This window comes from Geodermatophilus sp. SYSU D00710 (assembly GCF_054050195.1).
In genome coordinates, this window is sequence record NZ_JBJGYX010000001.1 from 1 (window position 1) to 20,397 (window position 20,397).

General features: G+C 76.4%; 19 protein-coding genes. 11 read left to right on the top strand and 8 right to left on the bottom strand.

What is annotated here, in order from left to right; genetic code table 11:
• Nucleotides 1-236: 236 nt before the first annotated feature.
• From ACI78U_RS00005 to gcvP, 4 genes are all read left to right on the top strand, one after another.
• Nucleotides 237-539 carry a hypothetical protein gene (locus ACI78U_RS00005; RefSeq protein WP_456873218.1) on the top strand — a complete coding sequence of 101 codons (303 nt, stop codon included), beginning with the start codon at nucleotides 237-239 and terminating at the stop codon, nucleotides 537-539.
• A gap of 90 nt (nucleotides 540-629) precedes the next feature.
• Entirely contained in the window at nucleotides 630-1,112 is a 483-nt protein-coding gene (locus ACI78U_RS00010; RefSeq protein WP_456873219.1) for a bifunctional nuclease family protein, read from the top strand.
• A 257-nt stretch (nucleotides 1,113-1,369) separates the two neighbouring features.
• Nucleotides 1,370-1,945: a MerR family transcriptional regulator gene (locus tag ACI78U_RS00015; protein ID WP_456873220.1), complete on the top strand. Its 576-nt coding sequence runs from the start codon at nucleotides 1,370-1,372 to the stop codon at nucleotides 1,943-1,945.
• Nucleotides 1,946-2,131: 186 nt separating this feature from the next.
• Entirely contained in the window at nucleotides 2,132-5,128 is a 2,997-nt protein-coding gene (gcvP, locus tag ACI78U_RS00020) for an aminomethyl-transferring glycine dehydrogenase (RefSeq protein ID WP_456873221.1), read from the top strand.
• Nucleotides 5,129-5,196: 68 nt separating this feature from the next.
• On the opposite strand, the gene ACI78U_RS00025 is transcribed toward gcvP, so the two are convergent.
• On the bottom strand, nucleotides 5,197-5,850 hold the full coding sequence (locus ACI78U_RS00025) for a DUF5701 family protein (protein WP_456873222.1): 654 nt from the start codon (nucleotides 5,848-5,850) through the stop codon (nucleotides 5,197-5,199).
• Between the two features lie 116 nt (nucleotides 5,851-5,966).
• Here ACI78U_RS00025 and ACI78U_RS00030 point away from each other — a divergent pair, with 116 nt between their 5' ends.
• Entirely contained in the window at nucleotides 5,967-6,893 is a 927-nt protein-coding gene (locus ACI78U_RS00030; RefSeq protein WP_456873223.1) for a hypothetical protein, read from the top strand.
• 27 nt (nucleotides 6,894-6,920) lie between these two features.
• Here the strand turns inward: ACI78U_RS00030 and ACI78U_RS00035 are convergent, their stop codons facing one another.
• The 3 genes from ACI78U_RS00035 to coaA all read right to left on the bottom strand — a co-directional run bounded on the left by ACI78U_RS00035 (nucleotide 6,921) and on the right by coaA (nucleotide 9,640).
• The gene (locus ACI78U_RS00035; RefSeq protein ID WP_456873224.1) at nucleotides 6,921-7,124 is read right to left on the bottom strand and encodes a DUF5999 family protein; all 204 of its coding nucleotides are present in this window, start codon (nucleotides 7,122-7,124) and stop codon (nucleotides 6,921-6,923) included.
• A 269-nt stretch (nucleotides 7,125-7,393) separates the two neighbouring features.
• Nucleotides 7,394-8,413 carry a class I SAM-dependent methyltransferase gene (locus ACI78U_RS00040; RefSeq protein WP_456873225.1) on the bottom strand — a complete coding sequence of 340 codons (1,020 nt, stop codon included), beginning with the start codon at nucleotides 8,411-8,413 and terminating at the stop codon, nucleotides 7,394-7,396.
• 264 nt (nucleotides 8,414-8,677) lie between these two features.
• A complete protein-coding gene (coaA, locus tag ACI78U_RS00045; protein WP_456873226.1) occupies nucleotides 8,678-9,640 on the bottom strand; it encodes a type I pantothenate kinase in 963 nt (320 codons plus the stop codon).
• 114 nt (nucleotides 9,641-9,754) lie between these two features.
• Here coaA and ACI78U_RS00050 point away from each other — a divergent pair, with 114 nt between their 5' ends.
• Nucleotides 9,755-10,585 carry a GNAT family N-acetyltransferase gene (locus ACI78U_RS00050; RefSeq protein ID WP_456873227.1) on the top strand — a complete coding sequence of 277 codons (831 nt, stop codon included), beginning with the start codon at nucleotides 9,755-9,757 and terminating at the stop codon, nucleotides 10,583-10,585.
• Nucleotides 10,586-10,783: 198 nt separating this feature from the next.
• Here ACI78U_RS00050 and ACI78U_RS00055 read toward each other — a convergent pair whose 3' ends face one another.
• The gene (locus tag ACI78U_RS00055; RefSeq protein WP_456873228.1) at nucleotides 10,784-11,329 is read right to left on the bottom strand and encodes a YbhB/YbcL family Raf kinase inhibitor-like protein; all 546 of its coding nucleotides are present in this window, start codon (nucleotides 11,327-11,329) and stop codon (nucleotides 10,784-10,786) included.
• A 136-nt stretch (nucleotides 11,330-11,465) separates the two neighbouring features.
• On the opposite strand from ACI78U_RS00055, the gene ACI78U_RS00060 reads away from it, so the two are divergent.
• Together ACI78U_RS00060 and ACI78U_RS00065 are read left to right on the top strand one after the other, a co-directional pair.
• Nucleotides 11,466-12,215, top strand: coding sequence for an HAD family hydrolase (locus ACI78U_RS00060; protein WP_456873229.1), 750 nt, complete (start codon nucleotides 11,466-11,468; stop codon nucleotides 12,213-12,215).
• The gene (locus tag ACI78U_RS00065; protein WP_456873230.1) at nucleotides 12,212-14,584 is read left to right on the top strand and encodes a glycoside hydrolase family 65 protein; all 2,373 of its coding nucleotides are present in this window, start codon (nucleotides 12,212-12,214) and stop codon (nucleotides 14,582-14,584) included. Before ACI78U_RS00060 ends, ACI78U_RS00065 begins: the two co-directional genes overlap by 4 nt.
• Here ACI78U_RS00065 and pdxR read toward each other — a convergent pair.
• Nucleotides 14,581-16,056 (bottom strand): MocR-like pyridoxine biosynthesis transcription factor PdxR, encoded by a 1,476-nt coding sequence (pdxR, locus tag ACI78U_RS00070; protein WP_456873231.1) that lies wholly within the window; start codon nucleotides 16,054-16,056, stop codon nucleotides 14,581-14,583. The two genes, ACI78U_RS00065 and pdxR, sit on opposite strands and share 4 nt — an antisense overlap.
• A 57-nt stretch (nucleotides 16,057-16,113) precedes the next feature.
• On the opposite strand from pdxR, the gene ACI78U_RS00075 reads away from it, so the two are divergent.
• The gene (locus tag ACI78U_RS00075) at nucleotides 16,114-17,106 is read left to right on the top strand and encodes a DMT family transporter (protein WP_456873232.1); all 993 of its coding nucleotides are present in this window, start codon (nucleotides 16,114-16,116) and stop codon (nucleotides 17,104-17,106) included.
• On the opposite strand, the gene ACI78U_RS00080 is transcribed toward ACI78U_RS00075, so the two are convergent.
• The gene (locus tag ACI78U_RS00080) at nucleotides 17,012-17,716 is read right to left on the bottom strand and encodes a M50 family metallopeptidase (RefSeq protein ID WP_456873233.1); all 705 of its coding nucleotides are present in this window, start codon (nucleotides 17,714-17,716) and stop codon (nucleotides 17,012-17,014) included. The two genes, ACI78U_RS00075 and ACI78U_RS00080, sit on opposite strands and share 95 nt — an antisense overlap.
• Before the next feature lie 217 nt (nucleotides 17,717-17,933).
• Here ACI78U_RS00080 and ACI78U_RS00085 point away from each other — a divergent pair, with 217 nt between their 5' ends.
• Together ACI78U_RS00085 and ACI78U_RS00090 are read left to right on the top strand one after the other, a co-directional pair.
• Nucleotides 17,934-18,536 (top strand): antibiotic biosynthesis monooxygenase, encoded by a 603-nt coding sequence (locus tag ACI78U_RS00085; RefSeq protein WP_456873234.1) that lies wholly within the window; start codon nucleotides 17,934-17,936, stop codon nucleotides 18,534-18,536.
• Between the two features lie 74 nt (nucleotides 18,537-18,610).
• Nucleotides 18,611-19,255 (top strand): LysE family translocator, encoded by a 645-nt coding sequence (locus tag ACI78U_RS00090; protein WP_456873235.1) that lies wholly within the window; start codon nucleotides 18,611-18,613, stop codon nucleotides 19,253-19,255.
• A gap of 141 nt (nucleotides 19,256-19,396) precedes the next feature.
• Here ACI78U_RS00090 and ACI78U_RS00095 read toward each other — a convergent pair whose 3' ends face one another.
• Nucleotides 19,397-20,125 (bottom strand): hypothetical protein, encoded by a 729-nt coding sequence (locus tag ACI78U_RS00095; RefSeq protein WP_456873236.1) that lies wholly within the window; start codon nucleotides 20,123-20,125, stop codon nucleotides 19,397-19,399.
• Nucleotides 20,126-20,397 lie beyond the last annotated feature (272 nt).

The window sequence follows — 20,397 nt, forward strand, 5'->3', positions numbered from 1 at the left end:
CCTGCAGCGACGTGAGGATCCGGTGGTAGCGGTCGCCGTCCAGCTCGGCGAGCACCCGGTCGTGCGCGGCGCGGTAGGCGGCGTCGAGCTCGGCGCGCGGGGCGTCGGCGCCGGCCGCCCCGGCTGCCGGCGCCGGGGGCGCCACCGACGCCACCGACGCTCCGGACGCCGGCTCCCTGGACGCCGCCGACTTCGCCCGGGCGGCCGGCCTCGAGCCGGGGCAGCTGGCCGACTGCGTGCAGTTCGGCCTGCTGCTCCCCGACGCCGACGGGCGGCACCCGGCCGGTGACCTGCCGATCGCGCGGGCCGCCGCGGGCCTGGCCCGGCACGGCATCGAACCGCGCCACCTGCGGGTGTTCCGCACCGGCGCCGAGCGGGAGGCCGCGCTGGTCGAGCAGCTCGTCGCGCCGGTGCTGCGCTCGCGCGCCGAGGACGCCCGCGCCCGCGCCACCGAGAAGCTGACCGAGCTCTCGGCCCTCTCCGCGCAGCTGCACCGCGCCCTCCTGGAGGCACGACTCCGGGACGTCCTGGGTCCCTGAGTCGGGCGTACGGTGGACTGGCCGCCGGAGGGCCCGCCGTTCGCGCCGCACCGGTGTCCACCCGTACCGCCGCAGCTGAGGAGCAACACGGTGCAGGAACTCAGAGTCGTCGGGGTCCGGGTCGAGCTGCCCGGCAACCAGCCGATCCTGCTGCTGAAGGAGACGGAGGGGGAGCGGTACCTCCCCATCTGGATCGGTGCGGTGGAGGCCGCCGCGATCGCCTTCGAGCAGCAGGGGGTGCGGCCGGCCCGGCCGATGACCCACGACCTGCTGCGCGAGGTCGTGCGCGCCCTCGGCGCCACGCTGGAGGCGGTCAACATCACGGAGATGCGCGACGGCATCTACATCGCCGAGCTGGTCTTCGGCGACGACCGGGTGGTCAGCGCCCGCCCGTCGGACGCGGTGGCCCTCGCCGTCCGCACCGGGGCGCCGATCTTCGGCGCCGAGGAGCTGCTCGACGAGGTGGGGATCGAGATCCCCGACGAGCAGGAGGACGAGGTCGAGAAGTTCCGCGAGTTCCTCGACCAGATCTCGCCGGAGGACTTCGGCGCGGGCTCGGGGTCCGGCGGCTGACCGCGACGGGACGGGTGGGGTCCCACCCGTCCCGTTGGTCACACGCGTCCCGTCCTGCGCACACCGACTGGAGTCCGGCGCCGCTCCTGCCGATACCACCCGGTCGGGGTGAGTGCTGCGACACGCCGCCCGCGTCAGTTGACCGCCCTGTGGGCCCGGCTTACGGTCGCGGACAACACCGGTGTGATCCGTGGGGAAGCGGATCGGACCGGGACGGCCGCCGCGACCGCGACGGCACGCGAAGGAGGACCGCTGACGTGAGCGACCAGAGCGAGGGCTCCCAGGGTCAGCTCTTCAGCGACGCCGCCGTGGGGGCCACGGACTACGACGAGGTCGACACCGACCTCGTCGGGTACCGCGGCCCGACGGCGTGTGCCGCCGCCGGGATCACCTACCGCCAGCTGGACTACTGGGCCCGTACCGGCCTGGTCGCCCCCTCGGTCCGCAGTGCGACCGGTTCCGGGACCCAGCGGCTGTACTCGTTCCGCGACATCCTGGTGCTGAAGGTGGTCAAGCGGCTGCTCGACACCGGTGTGTCGCTGCAGAACATCCGCAAGGCCGTCGACCACCTGCGCAACCGCGGGATCAAGGACCTCGCCAACGTCACGCTGTTCTCCGACGGGGCGACGGTCTACGAGTGCACGTCGGCCGAGGAGGTCGTCGACCTGCTCGCCGGCGGCCAGGGTGTCTTCGGCATCGCCGTCTCCGGCGCGCTGCGCGAGCTCTCGGGTGAGCTCGCCGAGCTCCCCGCCGAGCGGCTCGACGGCGCCCCGCTGCACGCCGCCGACGACGAGCTGGCGATGCGCCGCCGTCGCCGGGCGCAGACCGCGTAGCCCTCGGCGGCCCTCGGCGGTGCCGTCCGACGATCAGGTGACCTGGTCGTCGGGCGTCCTCCCTCGCGGTGGGAGGTGCGGGAGGACGCCGCACGATCAGGGAGGCTGATCGTCGATCGACCCTGATCGTCGCCGTCGCTGGTCGCCACCGCGGGTGCGCCGCACCCCGCTGGTAGCGTCGTGGCAATGGCGGACGCTGCTGCTGGCCCCCTCCCGTCACTCCGTGCGCTGAGCCCCGCGGGCTCGTTCGCGGCCCGGCACATCGGCCCGCGCGCCGACGAGACCGCCGCGATGCTCGAGGCGGTCGGGTACGACTCGTTGCAGTCACTGGTCGACGCGACCGTGCCCGAGGCGGTGCGCGACCGCGACGCGCTGAGCCTGCCGCCGGCCGCCGACGAGGCCGCCGTCCTCGCCGAGCTGCGCGCGCGGGCCACCGCCAACGAGGTCTTCACCTCGATGATCGGCCTGGGCTACTCCGGCACGGTCACCCCGGCGGCCATCCAGCGCAACATCCTCGAGAACCCCGCCTGGTACACCGCCTACACGCCCTACCAGCCCGAGATCAGCCAGGGCCGGCTCGAGGCGCTGCTGAACTTCCAGACGATGGTCGCCGACCTCACCGGCCTGCCCGTCGCCGGCGCCTCGATGCTCGACGAGGCCACCGCCGCGGCCGAGGCGATGACCCTCGTGCGCCGGGCCGGTCGCGCGAAGCCCGGCGCGGTGTTCGTCGTCGACGCCGACACGCTGCCGCAGACCCTCGCGGTGCTGCGCACCCGCGCCGAGCCCCTCGGGATCCCCCTGCACGTCGCCGACCTCTCCGCCGGCTGGCCGGCCGACCTGCCCGAGGCCGGCGCGTTCGGCGTCCTGCTGTCCTACCCCGGGGCCAGCGGTGCGGTCCGCGACCACCGGGCGCTGGCCGAGGCCGCGCACGCCGCCGGGGCGTCGGTGGTCGTCGCCGCCGACGTCCTCGCGCTCACCCTGCTCGAGGCGCCGGGGGAGTGGGGCGCCGACGTCGCCTGCGGCAGCACCCAGCGCTTCGGCGTCCCGCTGGGCTACGGCGGCCCGCACGCCGGCTACCTCTCGGTCCGCGAGGGCCTGGCCCGCCAGCTGCCCGGCCGGCTGGTCGGGGTGTCGGTGGACGCCGACGGCGACGTCGCCTACCGGCTGGCGCTGCAGACCCGCGAGCAGCACATCCGCCGCGAGAAGGCGACCAGCAACATCTGCACCGCACAGGTGCTGCTCGCGGTCATGGCCGGCGCCTACGCCGTCTACCACGGCCCCGAGGGACTGACCGCGATCGCCGCCCGGGTGCACCGCAGCGCGCTGGCGCTGGCCGGGTGGCTGCGCGCCGGCGCCATCGAGGTCGTGCACGGGGAGTTCTTCGACACCGTGCAGGCCCGCGTGCCCGGCCGGGCCGACGCCGTCGTCGCGGCCGCCGCGGCGCGGCGGGTCAACCTGCGCCGGGTCGACGCCGACACCGTCGCCGTCGCCTGCGACGAGACGACGACGCCGGCGGTGCTGCGGCTGGTCGCCGAGGCCTTCGGGGTCGACGCCGACGATGCCGCCCTCGACGACGACGGCCCCGACGCGCTGCCCGACGCGCTGCGCCGCCGCACCCCGTTCCTGACCCACCCGGTCTTCTCCGCGCACCGCTCGGAGACGGCGCTGATGCGCTACCTGCGGTCGCTGGCGGACAAGGACCTCGCGCTCGACCGCACGATGATCCCGCTGGGGTCGTGCACCATGAAGCTCAACAGCGCCGTGGAGATGGCCGCCATCACCTGGCCGGAGTTCGCCGGGGTGCACCCGTTCGCCCCGGCCGAACAGGCTCGCGGCTACCGGCAGCTGATCGACGAGCTGTGCACCTGGCTGGCCGAGATCACCGGCTACGCCGCGGTGAGCGTGCAGCCCAACGCCGGGTCGCAGGGCGAGTTCGCCGGCCTGCTGGCCATCCGCGGCTACCACGCCTCTCGCGGCGAGTCGCACCGCGACGTCTGCCTGATCCCGTCGTCCGCGCACGGCACCAACGCCGCGAGCGCGGTCATGGCCGGGATGCGGGTGGTCGTGGTGGCCTGCGACGAGGCGGGCAACGTCGACGTCGCCGACCTGCGGGCGAAGATCGACCAGCACGCCGAGCGGCTGGCCGCGATCATGATCACCTACCCGTCGACGCACGGGGTGTTCGAGACCGACATCCGCGACATCTGCGCGGCGGTGCACGACGCCGGCGGCCAGGTGTACGTCGACGGCGCCAACCTCAACGCGATGGTGGGACTGGCCCGGCCGGGGCGCTTCGGCTCCGACGTCAGCCACCTCAACCTCCACAAGACCTTCTGCATCCCGCACGGCGGCGGCGGGCCCGGCGTCGGCCCGATCGGCGTCCGCGAGCACCTGGTGCCCTTCCTCCCCGGGCACCCGCTGGCCGACACCGGCGGGCAGGGCCCGGCGGTGTCCGGGGCGCCGTTCGGCTCGGCCGGGATCCTGCCGATCTCCTGGGCCTACCTGCGGCTGATGGGCCCCGACGGGCTGCAGCGGGCCACCGAGCACGCGGTGCTGGGCGCGAACTACCTGGCCGCGCGGCTGCGCGAGCACTTCCCGGTGCTCTACACCGGCGCCGGCGGGCTGGTCGCCCACGAGTGCATCCTCGACATCCGGCCGCTGACCCGGGCCACCGGCATCACCAACGACGACATCGCCAAGCGGCTGGTCGACTTCGGCTTCCACGCGCCGACGATGAGCTTCCCGGTGGCCGGCACGCTGATGGTCGAGCCCACCGAGAGCGAGGACAAGGGCGAGCTCGACCGGTTCGTCGAGGCGATGGTCGCCATCCGCGACGAGATCGCGAAGGTCGAGGCGGGGGAGTACGACCGCGAGGACAACCCGCTGCGGAACGCCCCGCACACGCTGAAGATGCTCGCCGGCGAGTGGGCGCGGCCCTACCCGCGGTCGGCGGCGGTCTTCCCGGTGCCGCGGCTGGCCTCCCGGGGCTACCTGGCGCCGGTGCGGCGGATCGACCAGGCCTTCGGCGATCGGAACCTGGTCTGCTCGTGCCCGTCGCCGGAGGCCTTCGCCGAGCCCGAGCCCGAGCCCGCGCACGCGCCGCGGACGCACGTCCCCGACCGCGGGGAGGGCGCCTCCGACGACCTCGGCACCACCGCCGACGTGGTGGGGGCTCCGGCCTGAGCCGCCCGGGACCGGCGGTGTCGTGGCCATCAGCCGCAGACGGCCACGACACCGCCGATCTCGCTGCGTCAGGTCAGCGGGGTGCGGCCGGACGCCGAGGCGATGCCCAGCCAGGTGTGCCGGTTGCCCGCCCAGCACCAGCCGACCTTGGGTGCGTTGCGCCGCTCCCGGCCGTCGCGGCCGGTGCCGTTGCTGATCCACAACGCCGGCGTGCGGGCGTCCAGCGACCCGTCGGCCCGCCGCAGCCGTGAGCCGACGGTCATCGTGCAGGCGTTGCGCTCCAGCACATCCGGGCACTGGAGCAGCCAGGTGAGCCCCTCGGCGAGGGTCAGCGGCGTCCGTCCGGCCGCGCGGATCCGCGGCAGGGCGTCGTCGGGCGTCACACCGCGGTACCCGTCGCCGCGGTCGGGCCCGCACAGCAGGTAGGCAGGCCCCGCGGGCGCGACGACGTCGTCGAGGGGGGCGAAGTCGTCGAGGTCGGTCATGTCGGTCACCACGAAGGCCGGGCGGTCGTCCCGCCGCACGAACGGCACCAGAGCCGAGGCCGACACGAGATCGGGGGACAGCACCAGCAGTGCGTTCCCGCCGGCGTCGCGGTCCGCGCCCGCCGCGGCGGCCCGCACCGCTGCGGGCGGCAGCCCGGCCCTCTCGTGCAGGCCGAGGGCCAGCAGCCGTTCGGCCTGGTCGGCGGGCGAGGGGAGGGTGAGGGACGCAAGCGGCACGGGGACCTCCGGTGTGCGGGAGCCGATCGGCGGGCCGTCGGCCAACGAGCTGCGGGGCAACCGGGTTCCGACCTCCGGAGGGTGACCGGGCCGTGGCGCGGGTGGATCATGCGGACATGGCGGCGACGGTGCGGCGACGGATCCGGGCGACGGGGGCGGCGCTGGCCGCGGGTGCGCTGCTGACGGCGGGCTGCGCGGTCACTGGGGAGCCCGGGCCGATGGTCCCGGCCGCGGCCACGGACGAGACCTCGGCACCCGCGCCGTCACCGACGCCGGCACCGAGCCCTCCGGCGACCCCGTCGGCCGGCACGACGCCGGCCCCGTCCCCCGAGACGTCGCCGGCCACGCCGGCGCCCCCGGCCGACCAGAGCGCGGGCGCTGACCTGCGCGACCGGCTGCTCCCGGCCTCGGCGTTCGGCGAGGACGCGACCGTCGTCTCGCTGGGCGCCGAGCAGCTCGGTGCCGGCGGGTCGGGCTGGGGCGGCTGGCCGGGGCAGTGGAGGTACTGGGGTCCCGGGGACCACGACCACGACCACGACCACGATCACGGCCACGACAGGGACGGCGTGGACGCCTGGGACGAGGTGGCCGTCGAGCCGGCGGCCTGCCAGGCGGTGCTCGAGGCGCTGCCCGACTGGGACGAGGAGGCCGACGGGCTGACCCTCGCCGCGCAGGCCGCCCGCACCCCGCAGACCCAGACGGTGCAGGTGCTGGCCGACTCGCCGCAGCTCGAGGGGCTGCAGCTGCCGGTCGACCAGCTGCTGGCCGAGTGCTCGTCGGTCAGCGCCACCGGTCCCTGGGGCTGGAGCACGACCGCCGAGGTGACCCGCCTGGACGTGCCGCAGCTGGGCGAGCAGAGCGCCGGCGTCCAGGTCACCGTGGACCGGGCCGGGGAGGAGACGGTGAGCGTGCTCGTCGGGATCGTCGTCGGCGGCTCCCGCGGGCTGGTGCTGGCGCAGAGCGCGGCGCCGGACGCGGCCGCGCCGGACCCGGCGGCGTTCACCGCGCTGCTGACCGAGGCGGCGCAGGCCGCCACCGGCTGAGCCGCGACGGCCCCCGCCGGGGTCGTGCTAGGCGGAGACGAGGCCGGCGGTCCGCCACTGGTGGTGGTCGGCGACCGCGCGGCCGTCGGGCAGGAGCTCCCCGTCGTCGTCGAAGAGGACGACGCCGTTGCACAGCAGGCTCCAGCCCTGCTCGGGGTGGCTGCTCACGACGGCGGCGAGGTCACGCGCGTCGCTGGCGGCGTCGGGACAGGGGGTCGCGTGTACGCACATCAGGAGGACTCCCGGTCAGGCCGGCTCACGCCGGGTGTACGAGTAGTGATCGTCCGGTCACCGGACGTCGTCGAGTGTGCGCGCGGCGCCGCCGGGCGTCAGGTGACGAATCCCACGACCTGACCCCTTCGGGTCGTCAGACCTCGCCATGGCGGGCGCCGACCGGAGGCGCGGACCATGCGCGGCCGCTCGTCCGGTGAGCGTCACGTCTGCGCGCCCCGTGAGCAGTCCCGCGCTCCGGCCCGATCGGCCCCGGGTGACCGACGTCCTCAGCGGATCGCGATCACCGCGCGGAGCGCCGCGCCGGGGGGTCCGATCCGCTCCGGCCGGCCCGGCTGCAGTCCCGCCTCGCGGAGCTGGGCACGCAGCCCGTCGACGGCGGGCAGCTCCGTGCGGCCCTCCTGCGCCCGCAGCAGCAGGTCCAGGTGCCGGCTGAACAGCTGCGGCCCGGCCACGGTGGTGACGACCACGAGGACGCCGCCGGGTGCGAGCAGGCGGGCGACCGCGCGCAGCAGCTGCACCCGCTCGTCGACCGGCACGTAGTAGACGACGTTGGTGAGCAGGGCCAGGTCGAAGCCGTCGGCGAGGGCGCCCGGACGACCGGCGGCGAGCGCCTCCCGGATGTCGACCGCCTCGACGCCGGCCCGGTCGGCCAGGCCCCGCTCGCTCAGCGTGCGCCGGGCCAGTGTCGCGGCGTCGGGGTCGACGTCCACGCCGAGGCCGGTGGCGTCCGGCGCGGCCTCGAGCATGGCCGCCAGGTACGTGCCCGCACCGCACCCGACGTCGAGCACCCGGCGCGGCCGACGCTCGGTGACCGTGCGGACGAGCAGGTCGCGGACCAGCGGGGAGACCGCGGCGGACACCCGGGCGATCACCTCGCCGTGCTCCGCGGCGTCGCGCCGCCGCGGGCCTCCGCGAAGCAGCACCGGGAGATCCCGGTACAGCTCGGTCTGGTAGCCGCCGAAGGCCTCGTACGTCGCGCGCACCGGGTCGCCGACGACCGCGCGGCCGAACCGGGTGAGCCGCCACGCGCCCTCTCCGGTGACCAGCCCCGCGGCAGCGAGGACGCGGAGGTAGGCGGCCAGCAGGTCGGGGTCGACCGCCCCCAGCCGTCCGGCCAGCTGCTCGGTGCCGGCCGGGCCCTCGTCGAGCGCGTCGAGCAGGCCCAGGTCGAGCGCGGCGGCGACCAGCTGCAGCCGGACCCCGGCCAGACCCTCCCGCGCGGCGCGCAGCCGCGCGCGGAGGTCCCCGCCGCGCAGCACCTCGGCCAGCACTCTGGGGCTGGGCATCCTCGCCATCGGGACTCCTCGGCTGGGAGGGCGCGACGGTAGCGCACGCCGACCGCCCGGTCGGCGGTCCGACGGGACCACGCAGCCCGGCCGTCCACCGACTCCGTGCCGCGGCCACGCACCGAGCCCGCCACACCGCGGTCTCACGCACGCCGCTGCGACGCGACACCCCTCGCACCCGTTATCCCCAACTCAAACGCCGACCTCGTCGGTGGCGGTGACCAGGGAGGGGAGCGGCGACAGGCAGGTGCCGGAGGACGCCGGTCAGAGCTTGCGCAGCAGGATCCGGCGCACCGAGTGGTCGGCGGACTTCTGCAGCACCAGGCGGGCCCGCGACCGCGTCGGGGCGATGTTCTGCCGCAGGTTGGGGCCGTTGACCGCGGCCCAGATCGACAGCGCCGTCGCCCGCGCGTCGTCGTCGCTGAGGTCGGCGTAGCGGTGGAAGTAGGCGGAGGTGTCGGCGAACGCGGTGCGCCGCAGCGCGAGGAACCGCTCGACGTACCAGTGCTGGATGTCGGCCTCCCCGGCGTCGACGTAGACGGAGAAGTCGAAGAAGTCCGAGAGGAAGACCTCGGGCACCCGGCCGTCGTCGCGGCGGCCGGCCTGCAGCACGTTGAGCCCCTCCAGGACCAGGACGTCGGGCCGGTCGACCACCTGCTGCCGGCCGGGCAGCACGTCGTAGGACTGGTGGCTGTACACCGGCGCGCTCACCTGGCCGCGGCCGGACTTGACGTCGGCGAGGAAGCGGATGAGCGCCCGCCGGTCGTAGCTCTCGGGGAAGCCCTTGCGGGTCAGGAGGCCGCGCTGCTCGAGGACGGCGTTGGGCCAGAGGAACCCGTCGGTGGTCACCAGGTCGACCCGCGGCGAGCCGGGTGCGGCGGCCAGCAGGGTCTGCAGCAGCCGGGCGGTGGTGCTCTTGCCGACGGCGACGCTGCCGGCCACGGCGATGACGTAGGGCACCTTGGCCGTGGCGTCGCCGAGGAAGCGGTTCTGTGCGGCCCACAGCCGCTTGCTGGCGGCGACGTGCAGGCCCAGCAGCTCGGCGAGGGGCAGGTAGACGGTGGCGACCTCGTCGAGGTCGATCCGGTCCCCGAGGCTGCGCAGCCCGCGCAGGTCGGCCTCGTCCAGCGGCAGGGTGCGGCTGCCGGCGAGGGCCCGCCACGCGTCGCGGTCGAAGGCCGCGTAGGGCGAGATCTGGGGGCGGGTCCCTGCCGTCACGCCGTCCATCGTGGACCCCGGCGCTCCCCGGCCCGCCCGCCGGGTCACCCGCGCGGGGGTCGCGGGGGCCCGGACCGGTGTCCGCGGCCCGTCGGGGTCGGTGGCCGCGTCTAGGGTGCCGGTGTGCCGACCCGCCCCGGGCTGCTCGACTGCGTCGAGCGGTACGCCGCCGCCGCGCCGCTGCCCGATGCGCGGCTGGTGCCGGCCGGGGCCCTCGACGTGCCGGTCGGCCCGCCCGCGTGGCCCTATCCCGCGCGCCCGCGGCCCGACGCCGGCCCGGTGCGGGCCGAGGACGTGCGCGCCGCCACCGCGCTGCAGGAGGAGGCGGACCTGCCGGCCGCGGTGGAGTGGGTGGTGGAGCGGACCCCGTCGCTGGCCGCCGCCGCGCGCGGGGCCGGGCTGGTGGTCAGCTACTTCCCCCTGCTGGTGGTCGACGACCCGGTGGAGGTGCTGCTGCCGGCCGGGGTCCGGCTGTACCTGGTGGGGGCCGAGGACCCGGCGCTGCCGCACTACCAGCACCTGCTCGAGACCGGGTTCGCCGCGCACCACGGCGACGGGACCGGTGACGCGCCCGACGAGGCGGCCGACGCCGCGTCCGACGCCGACGAGGGCCTCCCGGACGCGCGTGCCGAGGTGCTGCGCGAGCGGGTCGCCGCGGGCCGGACGGTGGTGATGGTGGCGATCGAGGACGGCCGGCCGGTGGGGGTGGGCTCGCACCACCCGGTCGACGTCGACGGCACCGAGATGAGCGAGATCGTGGGCGTGGCCAGCTCGCCGCGGCGGCGCGGGCGCGGGGTCGGGGCGGCGCTGGCGTCGGCGCTGGTGGCGCAGGCCCGTGAGACCGCCGACCTGGTGTTCCTGACCGCCGGTGACGACGACGTCGCCCGCGTCTACGAGCGGGTGGGCTTCGCCTGGCTGGGCTGGACCGGCGTGGCCGCCCGCCCGCCGGACTGACCCGGCGGCACCGGCCCGGCGGTCCCGGTCCCGGGACGCGGCGCCGCCACGACCCCGGCGGCCGGCAGGAGCGGCACGAGCGCGAGGGACCAGCGGGTGCGCGGGGGCCGGCCGGTGACCTCCACGGGGCGTCACGCACGCCGGGTACCCGGCGCCGCCCACCCGCGCACCCGCAGGCCAGGACGCTGTCGTTCCGCCTCAGTCCTGGGTGTGGGTGATCACCATCGTCGCGCGGGCCAGGGTGTGGCCGAAGAGGTTGAAGCCGTGGAAGGCGGGGGAGGCGTCGGCCGGCACGCCCATGTCCTCGGTGTCGAGGGCGTGCACCACGACGAAGTAGCGGTGCGGGCCGTGGCCGGCCGGGGGAGCGGCCCCCACGTAGCCGGGGAAGCCGGCGTCGTTGCGCAGCTGGCGGGCGCCCGCGGGCAGGGCCGAGCCCTCGCGGTCGCCGGCGCCGGTGGGCAGTTCGGTGACCGAGGCGGGCAGGGCGGTGAGCACCCAGTGCCAGAAGCCGCTGGCGGTGGGGGCGTCGGGATCGAAGACGGTGACGGCGAAGCCGCGGGTCTCCTCGGGGAAGCCCGACCAGGACAGCTGCGGCGAGCGGTCCTCGCCACCGGCGCCCATGACGCCGCTGACGCAGTGCACCGGCATGGCCTCGCCGTGGCGCGCGTCGGTGCTGGTCACCGTGAACGAGGGGACGGGCGGGAGGAAGTCGTAGGGGCTCGGGGGAACGGGCCGGTCGGCCACGGGCGGTCCTCTCCTCGGGTGGTGGTCGCGCGGTTCGTCGTCGCGCCGGCCCCAGGCTGCCGCGCGCGGGTCCGCCCGGCGACCGGGGCGGCGCTCTCGACAGGTCGCGGGCGCGACACGCCGGTAGCGTCGCAGCGTGCTCGGACTCCCGGACAGCATCCGCGCCTGCCTCTTCGACATGGACGGCGTCCTCACCAGGACCGCCACCGTGCACATGGCTGCCTGGAAGCGCACCTTCGACGAGTTCCTGCACGCCACCGAACCGGGGGCCGTCGAGTTCACCCAGCTGGACTACAACCGCTACGTCGACGGCAAGCCGCGCGCCGACGGCGTCCGCGACTTCCTCGCCAGCCGGGGCATCGTCCTGGACGAGGGCACGCCGGAGGACCCGCCCGACGCGCGGACCGTACACGGCATCGGCCGCCGCAAGAACGAGCTGCTGCTGACCGAGCTGGCCGAGCACGGTGTCGAGGTCTACCCCGGCTCGATGGCCTACCTGCGCGCGGCGCGGGAGGCGGGCCTGGCCACCGCGGTGGTCACCGCCTCGGCCAACGGCGAGCAGGTGATCGCCGCGGGCGGGTTCGCCCAGTACATCGACGCCCGCGTCGACGGCGTGGTCACCGCCCGGGAGGGGCTGCGCGGCAAGCCCGCACCCGACACGTTCCTCGCCGGCGCCCGGGCGCTGGGCGTCGAGCCGGCCGCCGCCGCGGTGTTCGAGGACGCGCTGGCCGGTGTCGCGGCGGGCCGCGCGGGGAACTTCGGGTACGTGGTGGGTGTGGACCGGGTCGGGCAGGCCGACGCGCTGCGGGAGAACGGCGCCGACGTCGTCGTCACCGACCTCGACCAGCTGCTGGGGGACCGGACCGCGGAGGAGGGTGCGAGGTGACCGAGGGGCGCCCCAGCTTCCCGATCGAGCCGTGGTCGCTGACCGAGATCGGTCTCGACCACGCCTCGCTCGGCGTGCACGAGTCGGTGTTCACCCTGGCCAACGGGCACGTCGGCATGCGCGGCTCGTTCGAGGAGGGCGAGCCGATCGTCGTCCCGGGCACCTACCTCAACGGCTTCTTCGAGGAGCGCCCGCTGCCCTACGCCGAGGCCGGCTACGGCTTCCCGGAGCAGGGCCAGACGGTCGTCAACGTCACCGACGGCAAGCTGCTGCGGCTCCTGGTCGGCGACACCCCCTTCGACCTCGACTACGGCGAGATCGTCGAGCACCGCCGGACCCTCGACCTGCGCCGCGGGGTGCTGCGCCGGGTCACCGAGTGGCGCTCGCCCAACGGCCGCACGGTGAAGGTCACCAGCACCCGGCTGGTGTCGCTGCGGCGCCGGTCGATCGCCGCGATCGAGTACTCCGTCGAGTGCAACGACGACCGCGGCGACCTCTACGTGGCGCTGCAGTCGGACCTGCTGGCCAACGAGCCGGTCGACAGCGGCAGCGAGAGCGACGACCCCCGCGCCGCGGCAGCGCTGCGGCGCCCGCTGGTCAAGGAGATGGCCGTCGGCCGGGCCCAGCGGGCCGTGCTGGTGCACCAGACCCGGCGCAGCAAGCTGCGCGTGGCCGCCGGCATGGACCACGTCATCGACGTCCCCGACACCGCCACCGAGGACATCGAGGCCGGCGAGGACCTCGCCCGCTACACCCTCGCCGCCCGGCTGCCCCAGGGCTCCACGCTCAAGCTGGTCAAGTACCTGTCCTACGGCTGGAGCTCGCGCCGGTCGGCCGCGGCGCTGCGCGACCAGGTGGAGGGCGCGCTGGCCACGGCGAAGCTGGCCGGCTTCGAGCGCCTGCTGCGCGAGCAGAAGGAGGTGCTCGACTCCCACTGGTCGCTGGCCGACGTCGAGATCGAGGGCGACGACGAGCTGCAGCAGGCGGTGCGGGTCGGCGTGTTCCACCTGCTGCAGGCCTCGCTGCGCGCCGAGCGCCAGCCGATCCCGGCCAAGGGGCTCACCGGCCCGGGCTACGACGGGCACACCTTCTGGGACACCGAGACCTACGTGCTGCCGGTGCTCACCTACATCGCGCCCGACGCCGTCCGCGACGCGCTGCGCTGGCGGCACTCCACCCTCGACCTGGCCCGCGAGCGCGCCCGGGAGCTGGGCCGGCGCGGCGCGGCGTTCCCGTGGCGCACCATCCGCGGCGAGGAGACCAGCGGGTACTGGCCGGCGGGGACGGCGGCCTTCCACATCAACGCCGACATCGCCGACGCCGTGGTCCGCTACGTGCACGCCTCCGGTGACGAGGAGTTCGACCGCGACTTCGGCGCCGAGCTGCTCATCGAGACCGCCCGGCTGTGGGCGTCGCTGGGCCACTTCGACGCCGAGGACGGGTTCCGCATCGACGGGGTGACCGGCCCCGACGAGTACACCGCCGTCGTGGACAACAACGTCTACACCAACCTCATGGCGCAGCGGAACCTGCGGGAGGCGGCCGCCGCGGTCGAGCGGCACCCCGACGTCGCCGGCCGGCTGCAGGTCACCGAGGACGAGGTGACGTTGTGGCAGCGGGCCGCCCGGATGATGCGGGTGCCCTGGGATCCGCGGCTGGGCGTGCACATGCAGTCGGAGGGGTTCACCCACCACGAGGAGTGGGACTTCGCCGCGACGCCGGCCGACCACTACCCGCTGCTGCTGAACTACCCGTACTTCGAGATCTACCGCAAGCAGGTGGTCAAGCAGGCCGACCTGGTGATGGCCCTGCACCTGCGCGGTGACGCCTTCACCCACGAGGAGAAGGTCGCCGACTTCGCCTACTACGAGGCCCGCACGGTGCGCGACTCCTCGCTGTCGGCGGCCCAGCAGGCGGTGGTGGCCGCCGAGACCGGCCACCTCGAGCTCGCCTACGACTACTGGGGCGAGGCGACGCTGACCGACCTGCAGAACCTGCACGGCAACGCCGGCCACGGGCTGCACCTCGCGTCGCTGGCCGGCGGCTGGATGGTCGCCGTCGCCGGGTTCGGCGGGATGCGCGACCACGACGGCCGGCTGCTGTTCGCCCCGCGGCTGCCCTCGCGGATCACCGGGCTGCGGTTCCGGCTGGCCTACCAGGGCCGCGTCCTCGAGGTGGCGATCGGCAAGGAGCAGACCACCTACCGGCTGCACGAGGGCGAGCCGCTCGACATCCACCACCACGGCCGCCGGGTCACCGTCGACGAGGACGAGCTGGTCCTCGACAACCCGCCGCCGCCGGAGGTGGCCCCGGTGACCCAGCCGCCCGGCGCCGCGCCGCGCCGGCGCGGCAAGGGCCAGCGGGACTAACCGAGGACACGGGCGAGGCGGGTCACCGCCTCGGTGAGCCGGCCGGGCGGGGCGGCGGCATAGCCGAGCACCAGGCCGGGCGGGCCGGGCCGCACCCGGTGCCAGGACAGCGGGTGCACCAGCACCCCGGCCTCGCGCGCCCGGGCGGCCAGCTCGGCGTCGTCGGCGTCCGGCCGCCCGGGCAGGGTGAGCAGCAGGTGCAGCCCGGCGGCCACCCCCTCGACCCGGGCGGCGGGCAGGTGCGCGCGGACGGCGGCGACGACGGCGTCCCGGCGGGCCCGCTGCCGGGCGCGGACGCGGCGCAGGTGGCGGTCGTAGGCCCCGCCAGCCAGCAGCTCGGCCAGGACCAGCTGGGGCAGCACCGGGCTGCCGAGGTCCATCGCGTGCCGGGCGGCGACCAGGTCGGCGTGCAGGTGCGCGGGGGCGACCAGCCAGCCCAGCCGCATCCCGGGGGCGAGGGTCTTGGAGGTGCTGCCGGTGTGCAGCACCGACCCGGGCGCGCCGGCCTGCAGCGCGGGGACCGGGGCGCGGTCGTAGCGGTGCTCGGCGTCGTAGTCGTCCTCGACGACCAGCCCGCCGGTGTCCCGCGCCCAGGCGAGCACCGCCCGGCGGCGCTCCGGGGCGAGCACCACCCCGGTGGGGAACTGGTGGGCCGGGGTGAGCAGCACCGTGGGCGCGCCGGTGGCGGCCAGCGCGCCGACCACCAGCCCCTCGCCGTCGACGGGCACCGGGACGGTGCGCACGCCCCAGTGCGCCAGCGCCTCCCGGGCGCCGCGGGACCCGGGGTCCTCCACGGCGACCGCCGGCGCCGCGCCGGACCGGGCCCGCAGCACCGCGGCCAGCAGGGTGAGCGTCTGCGCCACCCCGGCGACGACGACCACCTCGTCGGGCCCGGCCCGCAGCCCGCGGGTGCGGGCCAGCCACGCTGCGAGCACCGCCCGCAGCCGCGGGTGGCCGCGCGGGTCGCCGTAGCCGAGGTCGGCGTCGCCGGCGGTGGTCAGCACCGCCCGCTCGGCGCGCAGCCAGGTGGCGCGGGGGAAGGCGGCGAGGTCGGGCACGCCGGGGGAGAGGTCGAGGTCGACGCCCTCGGGCGCCCGGGCGGGCAGCCGGGGCACCACGCCGTCGGGGACCGGCTCGGGAGCCGGGCGGGACGGCGGCGGCCCGCCCGGTGCACCTCCCGGGCCGGGGAGCACGGTGCCGGCGACCACGGTGCCCGACCCGGTCCGTGCCACCACCAGCCCCTCGTCGGCCAGCCGGCGCCACGCCTCGACGACGACGCCGCGGGAGGCGCCCAGCTCGCGGGCGAGGACCCGGGTCGGGGGCAGCGGCGTGCCCGGGGCGAGGCGTCCGTCGGTCACCGCGGCGCGCACCCGGTCGACCAGCCAGGTCGTGAGGCCCCGCGGCGGGGCCTCGTCGCGGCGCAGCTGCAGGAAGTCGGCGCCGCCGTCGGGCCGGTCTCCGGATCGGTCCACTCCACCCCGCCCTCATCGGACCTGTGCACCGGTCCACCCGCCGCCCAGGGTGGCACCGTGACCGCCGCTCCCGACAGCCCCCACACCGTCCGTGCCGCACTGCCCGGCGCCCTGGCGATGGCCTTCGTCGGGGGCAGCGTGGCGGTGTCCGGGCTGCTGGCGCCCGCCGGCGACGCCACCGCGCAGGCGCTGCGCTACGCCGTCGCCTGCCTGCTGCTCGCCGTCCTGGCGCGGGCCACCGGCCGGCCGCTGCGGCGGCCGCGGGGCGCGGAGTGGAGCTGGCTGCTCGGCGTCGCCGGCACCGGGCTGGTGCTGTTCAACGTCGCGCTGGTGGAGGGCGCGGCGCACGCCGAGCCGGCGGTCCTCGGGGTGGCCGTCGCCAGCGTGCCGCTGCTGCTCGCGGTGGCCGGTCCGCTGCTGGAGGGCCGGCGGCCCCGGCCGCGGGTCCTCGCCGCCGCCGTCGTCGTCACCGCCGGGGCGGCGCTGGTGCAGGGGCTCGGCCGCGCCGACGGGACCGGGCTGGCGTGGGCGCTGGTGGTGCTGGCCTGCGAGGCGGCGTTCACGCTGCTCGCCGTCCCGGTGCTGGGCCGGCACGGTCCCTGGGGCGTGTCGGTGCACACGACCTGGCTGGCCGCCGGGGGTTTCGCCGTCCTGGGGCTGGTCACGGAGGGCCCCGGCGCGGTGCTGCGGCTGGGGATTCGGGAGGTGCTGGCGGTCGGCTTCCTCGCCGTCGGTGTCACCGCGGTCGCGTTCGTGCTCTGGTACGCGACGGTCACCCGGCTCGGTGCCGCGCGGGCCGGCCTGCTCACCGGCATCGCGCCGGTGGCCGCGGCCGCCACCGGCGTGGTGCTGGGCGGGCCGCTGCCGGCCCTGCCGGTGTGGACCGGCGTGGCGGTGGTCGCGGCCGGCCTGGTCCTCGGGATGGGGGCGGCCGGGCCGGGCGGAGGAGGCCCCGTCAGGGCTGCAGCAGCCAGACGGCGGCCAGCGCCAGGGCGGCGACGTCGACGAGCAGGAACAGCCCGACCCACAGCAGCCCGGGCAGGCCGGTGAGGCGGGCCAGCTGGTCGGCGTCGGAGTCCGGCGCGCGGCGACGGCGGCGGGCGCGCTGCAGCTCCAGCACCGTGCGCGGCGCGGCCAGGAGCAGGAACCAGGTGACCGCGGCGGCGAAGGCGGCCTGACCGGCCGGCGGCACCCAGGCCGTCACGCCGACGACGATCGCGCCGGTGGCCAGCACCGCCCACAGGCCGAAGAAGTTGCGGATCTGCAGCAGCAGGAGCGCCAGCAGCGCCAGCACCGCCCACAGCACCCCGGCGGCGTGCCCGGCGGCCAGCAGCGCCGCGGCGCCCAGGCCGAACAGCGCCGGGCCGACGTACCCCGCCGCGCAGGTGAGCACCATGCCCGGGCCGGTGGGGCGGCCCGCCGACACGGTCAGCCCCGAGGTGTCCGAGTGCAGCCGGATGCCGGCCAGGCGGCGGCCGGTGGCCAGCGCCGCCAGTCCGTGGGCGCCCTCGTGCGCGATGGTCACCACGGTGCGGGTGGGCCGCCACAGCGCGGGGCTGGCGACGACGACCAACGCGACGACGGCGGCCCCGGCCAGGACCTCGACGGGCAGCGGCGCCTCGGCGGTGACGCGGGTCCAGAGTCGGGCGACGGCGTCCATCCCGGCGAGTGAACCGCACCGGCCCGGGAGGTCCCCGCAGCGACGCGAGGGTGTGCGCCCGCGCCGCATGCTGCCGGCCGGAACCCGGCGTGCGCGCCCCCGCTCGCCGTCGTCGTCCGTTATCCCCAACTACCCACCGGTTTGAGATGGTGAGCGCGGGGGAGGTCACACCGCCGCCGGCTGCGAGGGGACCCGCAGCGCGCTGATGCTGGGCGGTATGACGTCGTCGACGCCCGTGGTCACGCGCGACCTGCCGGTCACCGTCTCCTTCACCCGCCGCGCCGACCCGGCGCACACCCGGGAGATGACCGCCTGGATCCGCGCCGGACTGGCGATGGCCGAGTCGTTCCCCGGCTTCCTGGGCGCGGGGTGGGTGCGCCCGCGCGGCGGCTCGGACGAGTGGCACATGCTCTGCCGGTTCACCGACCACGAGGCGCTCGAGGCGTGGGAGGCCTCGACGGAGCGCGCCTGGTGGCTGCGGTCGGCCGAGGGGCTGGCCGAGGTCACCCGCACCGAGCGGCGGACCGGCATCGAGGGCTGGTTCGACCAGCCCACCAGCGCCGAGGTGGTGACCCCGCCGGGGCCGGCCGCGCCGCCGCGCTGGAAGCAGGCGACGACGATCTGGCTGGTCTTCTACCCGCTCAACCTGCTGACCACGGTGACCCTCGGCGTGTGGCTGGCCGACCTGCACGTGGCCCTGCGGGTCGCCGTCGTCACGCTGACGCTGACCCCGCTGATGACCTACCTGCTGCTGCCCTGGATCACCCGGCGGCTGCAGTGGTGGCTCGCCGGCCGGCCCTGGCGCGACCGGCGCGGCTGAGCCCGGTCCCGCTCCGGCGGCGCCGGGACGGATAACCGGACGACGGGCCAGCGGCGGGCTGTCACCCTGCCGGTGTGGACGTCCCGGCCCTGCTCGTCGCGCTGCCCGCCTTCCTGGGCGCCGTGCTGCTCATCGCGGCGACACCCGGGCCCGCGTTCACCCTCATCGTGCGTCGCGCCGCGGTTCGGGGTGCAGGCGCCGCGGTGCCCACGGTGCTCGGGGTCGAGGCGGGCCTGTTCGTCTGGGCGCTGCTGGCCGGTGCCGGGATCGCGGCCGCCGTGGCGGCGTCGGAGCTGGCCTACCTCGTGCTGCGCGTCGTCGGCGCGGGCGTGCTCCTGTGGCTGGGCGGCCGCGCGCTGTGGCAGGCCTGGCACGGCGGGCCCGGCGCGGACGGCGGGGGAGGGGAGCGGCCCGCTGCGGCGAGCCGGCGGCGGGCGTTCGGCGAGGGTCTGCTGGTCCAGCTGGCCAACCCGAAGCTGGCGGTCTTCATGATCGCGTTCTATCCGCAGTTCGTGCCCGCCGGCAGCGACCCGCTGGCCACCGCGGTGCTGCTCGGGGTGCTGCAGGTCGTCGTCGAGACCGGCCTGTACCTGGGACTGGCCGCCGGCGTGGGGCGGGCGGGGGCCTGGTTCCGCCGGCCACGGGTGAGCCGCGGACTGGACGCGGCCGCCGGCACGGTCCTGGTCGGGCTGGGCGTCCGGATGGCCGCCTCCCGCTGAGGGTCCGCGCGCGCCCACGCCCGGGCGGACCTCGACGTGCACCCCGCCGTGGTGTCCGTTATCCCCAACTGCCTTAGCGATTTTCAAAACGATGACGAACACAGCAACAACGGGGGAGGACCTGCGCCCCTCGGCATCGGCTCAGGTCACCGGGAACTCGACGAGCTCGCCCAGGGTGAAGTGCGGCGGGCCGGCGCCGTCGGCACCGGTCGTCGACCCCTGGGGGACGAGACAGGCGACGCCGTAGCGCCCGGGCTCCGCTAGTCGCACGAACGCGGTCTCAGAGGCACCGGGCGGAGCCGAGGCGCTGCCGAGCGGGGTCACCGAGGCCCACATCCGGTTCTCGGGCAGGGCCAGCACGTCGGCCCACGGGAGGGATACGTGGTCGTCGATCCGGAAGACGGCGACCTCGTGGGGCTCGGTGCCGTCGTTGGTGAACGTCAGTCCGACGACGCCGGTCGGCAGGCTCGCCGGGAGCCCGTCGTACCGGTGGTCCGTGCCGCTGATCTCGAGGTGGGCGTAGCCGCACTCGGCCAGCATGTACTCGTCCATCGCGGCGTCGGCCGCGCGGAACTCCGCGCGGGCGAACGCGGCGACGTCACCGGTCCGCACCACCTCCCGGATGGTGCCGGCGGCGGTCGCGACGGCGTCGGCGAGCTCCGCCGGTGCGGTCTCCTCGGCGCGCGCCAGCAGCGGGTCCACGGTGGCGCTGAAGTCCTCCAGGGCCGCCCGGACCTGCGCGGCGGTCGCGGTGTCGGGGATCGGCGGGACCGCCGCGGACGCCGCCTCGATGTCGACGTCCACCTCGCAGAACGCGGCGGGGTCGGCGCCCTGCGGGGCACTCGACGCCGTCGATCGTCGGAGCCGCACCGGGGCGCGGCGAGCCCCACGGCGATGGCGACGCCCGCGAGGCCGCACCGGCGAAGCAGCCGCCTCCGGCCGCTCGTGGTCATGGGTCCCCCTGGCGAGACTCGGCGCGTCGTCGCAGCCGCAGCATCGCAAGGGGGACCACGCAGTCGACCTCGAGGCCGAGCGGCCTCACGAGCCGGGCCCCGCGTCCGGGCGATCAGTGGCCCGCCGTCATGGGCGCGTACCGCGGGTGATGGCGGGCGGGAAGCGTGCCGGCCGGTGCCGGACGGCGT

Bases quoted from the DNA above. Each gene is read 5' to 3' on its own strand.
- coaA (WP_456873226.1), bottom strand. From the start codon at position 9,640: ATGGACGGCGTGACGGCAGGGACCCGCCCCCAGATCTCGCCCTACGCG.
- ACI78U_RS00030 (WP_456873223.1), top strand. From the start codon at position 5,967: ATGGCGGCGACGGTGCGGCGACGGATCCGGGCGACGGGGGCGGCGCTG.
- ACI78U_RS00080 (WP_456873233.1), bottom strand. From the start codon at position 17,716: ATGGACGCCGTCGCCCGACTCTGGACCCGCGTCACCGCCGAGGCGCCG.
- ACI78U_RS00085 (WP_456873234.1), top strand. From the start codon at position 17,934: ATGACGTCGTCGACGCCCGTGGTCACGCGCGACCTGCCGGTCACCGTC.
- gcvP (WP_456873221.1), top strand. From the start codon at position 2,132: ATGGCGGACGCTGCTGCTGGCCCCCTCCCGTCACTCCGTGCGCTGAGC.
- ACI78U_RS00035 (WP_456873224.1), bottom strand. From the start codon at position 7,124: ATGTGCGTACACGCGACCCCCTGTCCCGACGCCGCCAGCGACGCGCGT.
- ACI78U_RS00040 (WP_456873225.1), bottom strand. From the start codon at position 8,413: ATGCCCAGCCCCAGAGTGCTGGCCGAGGTGCTGCGCGGCGGGGACCTC.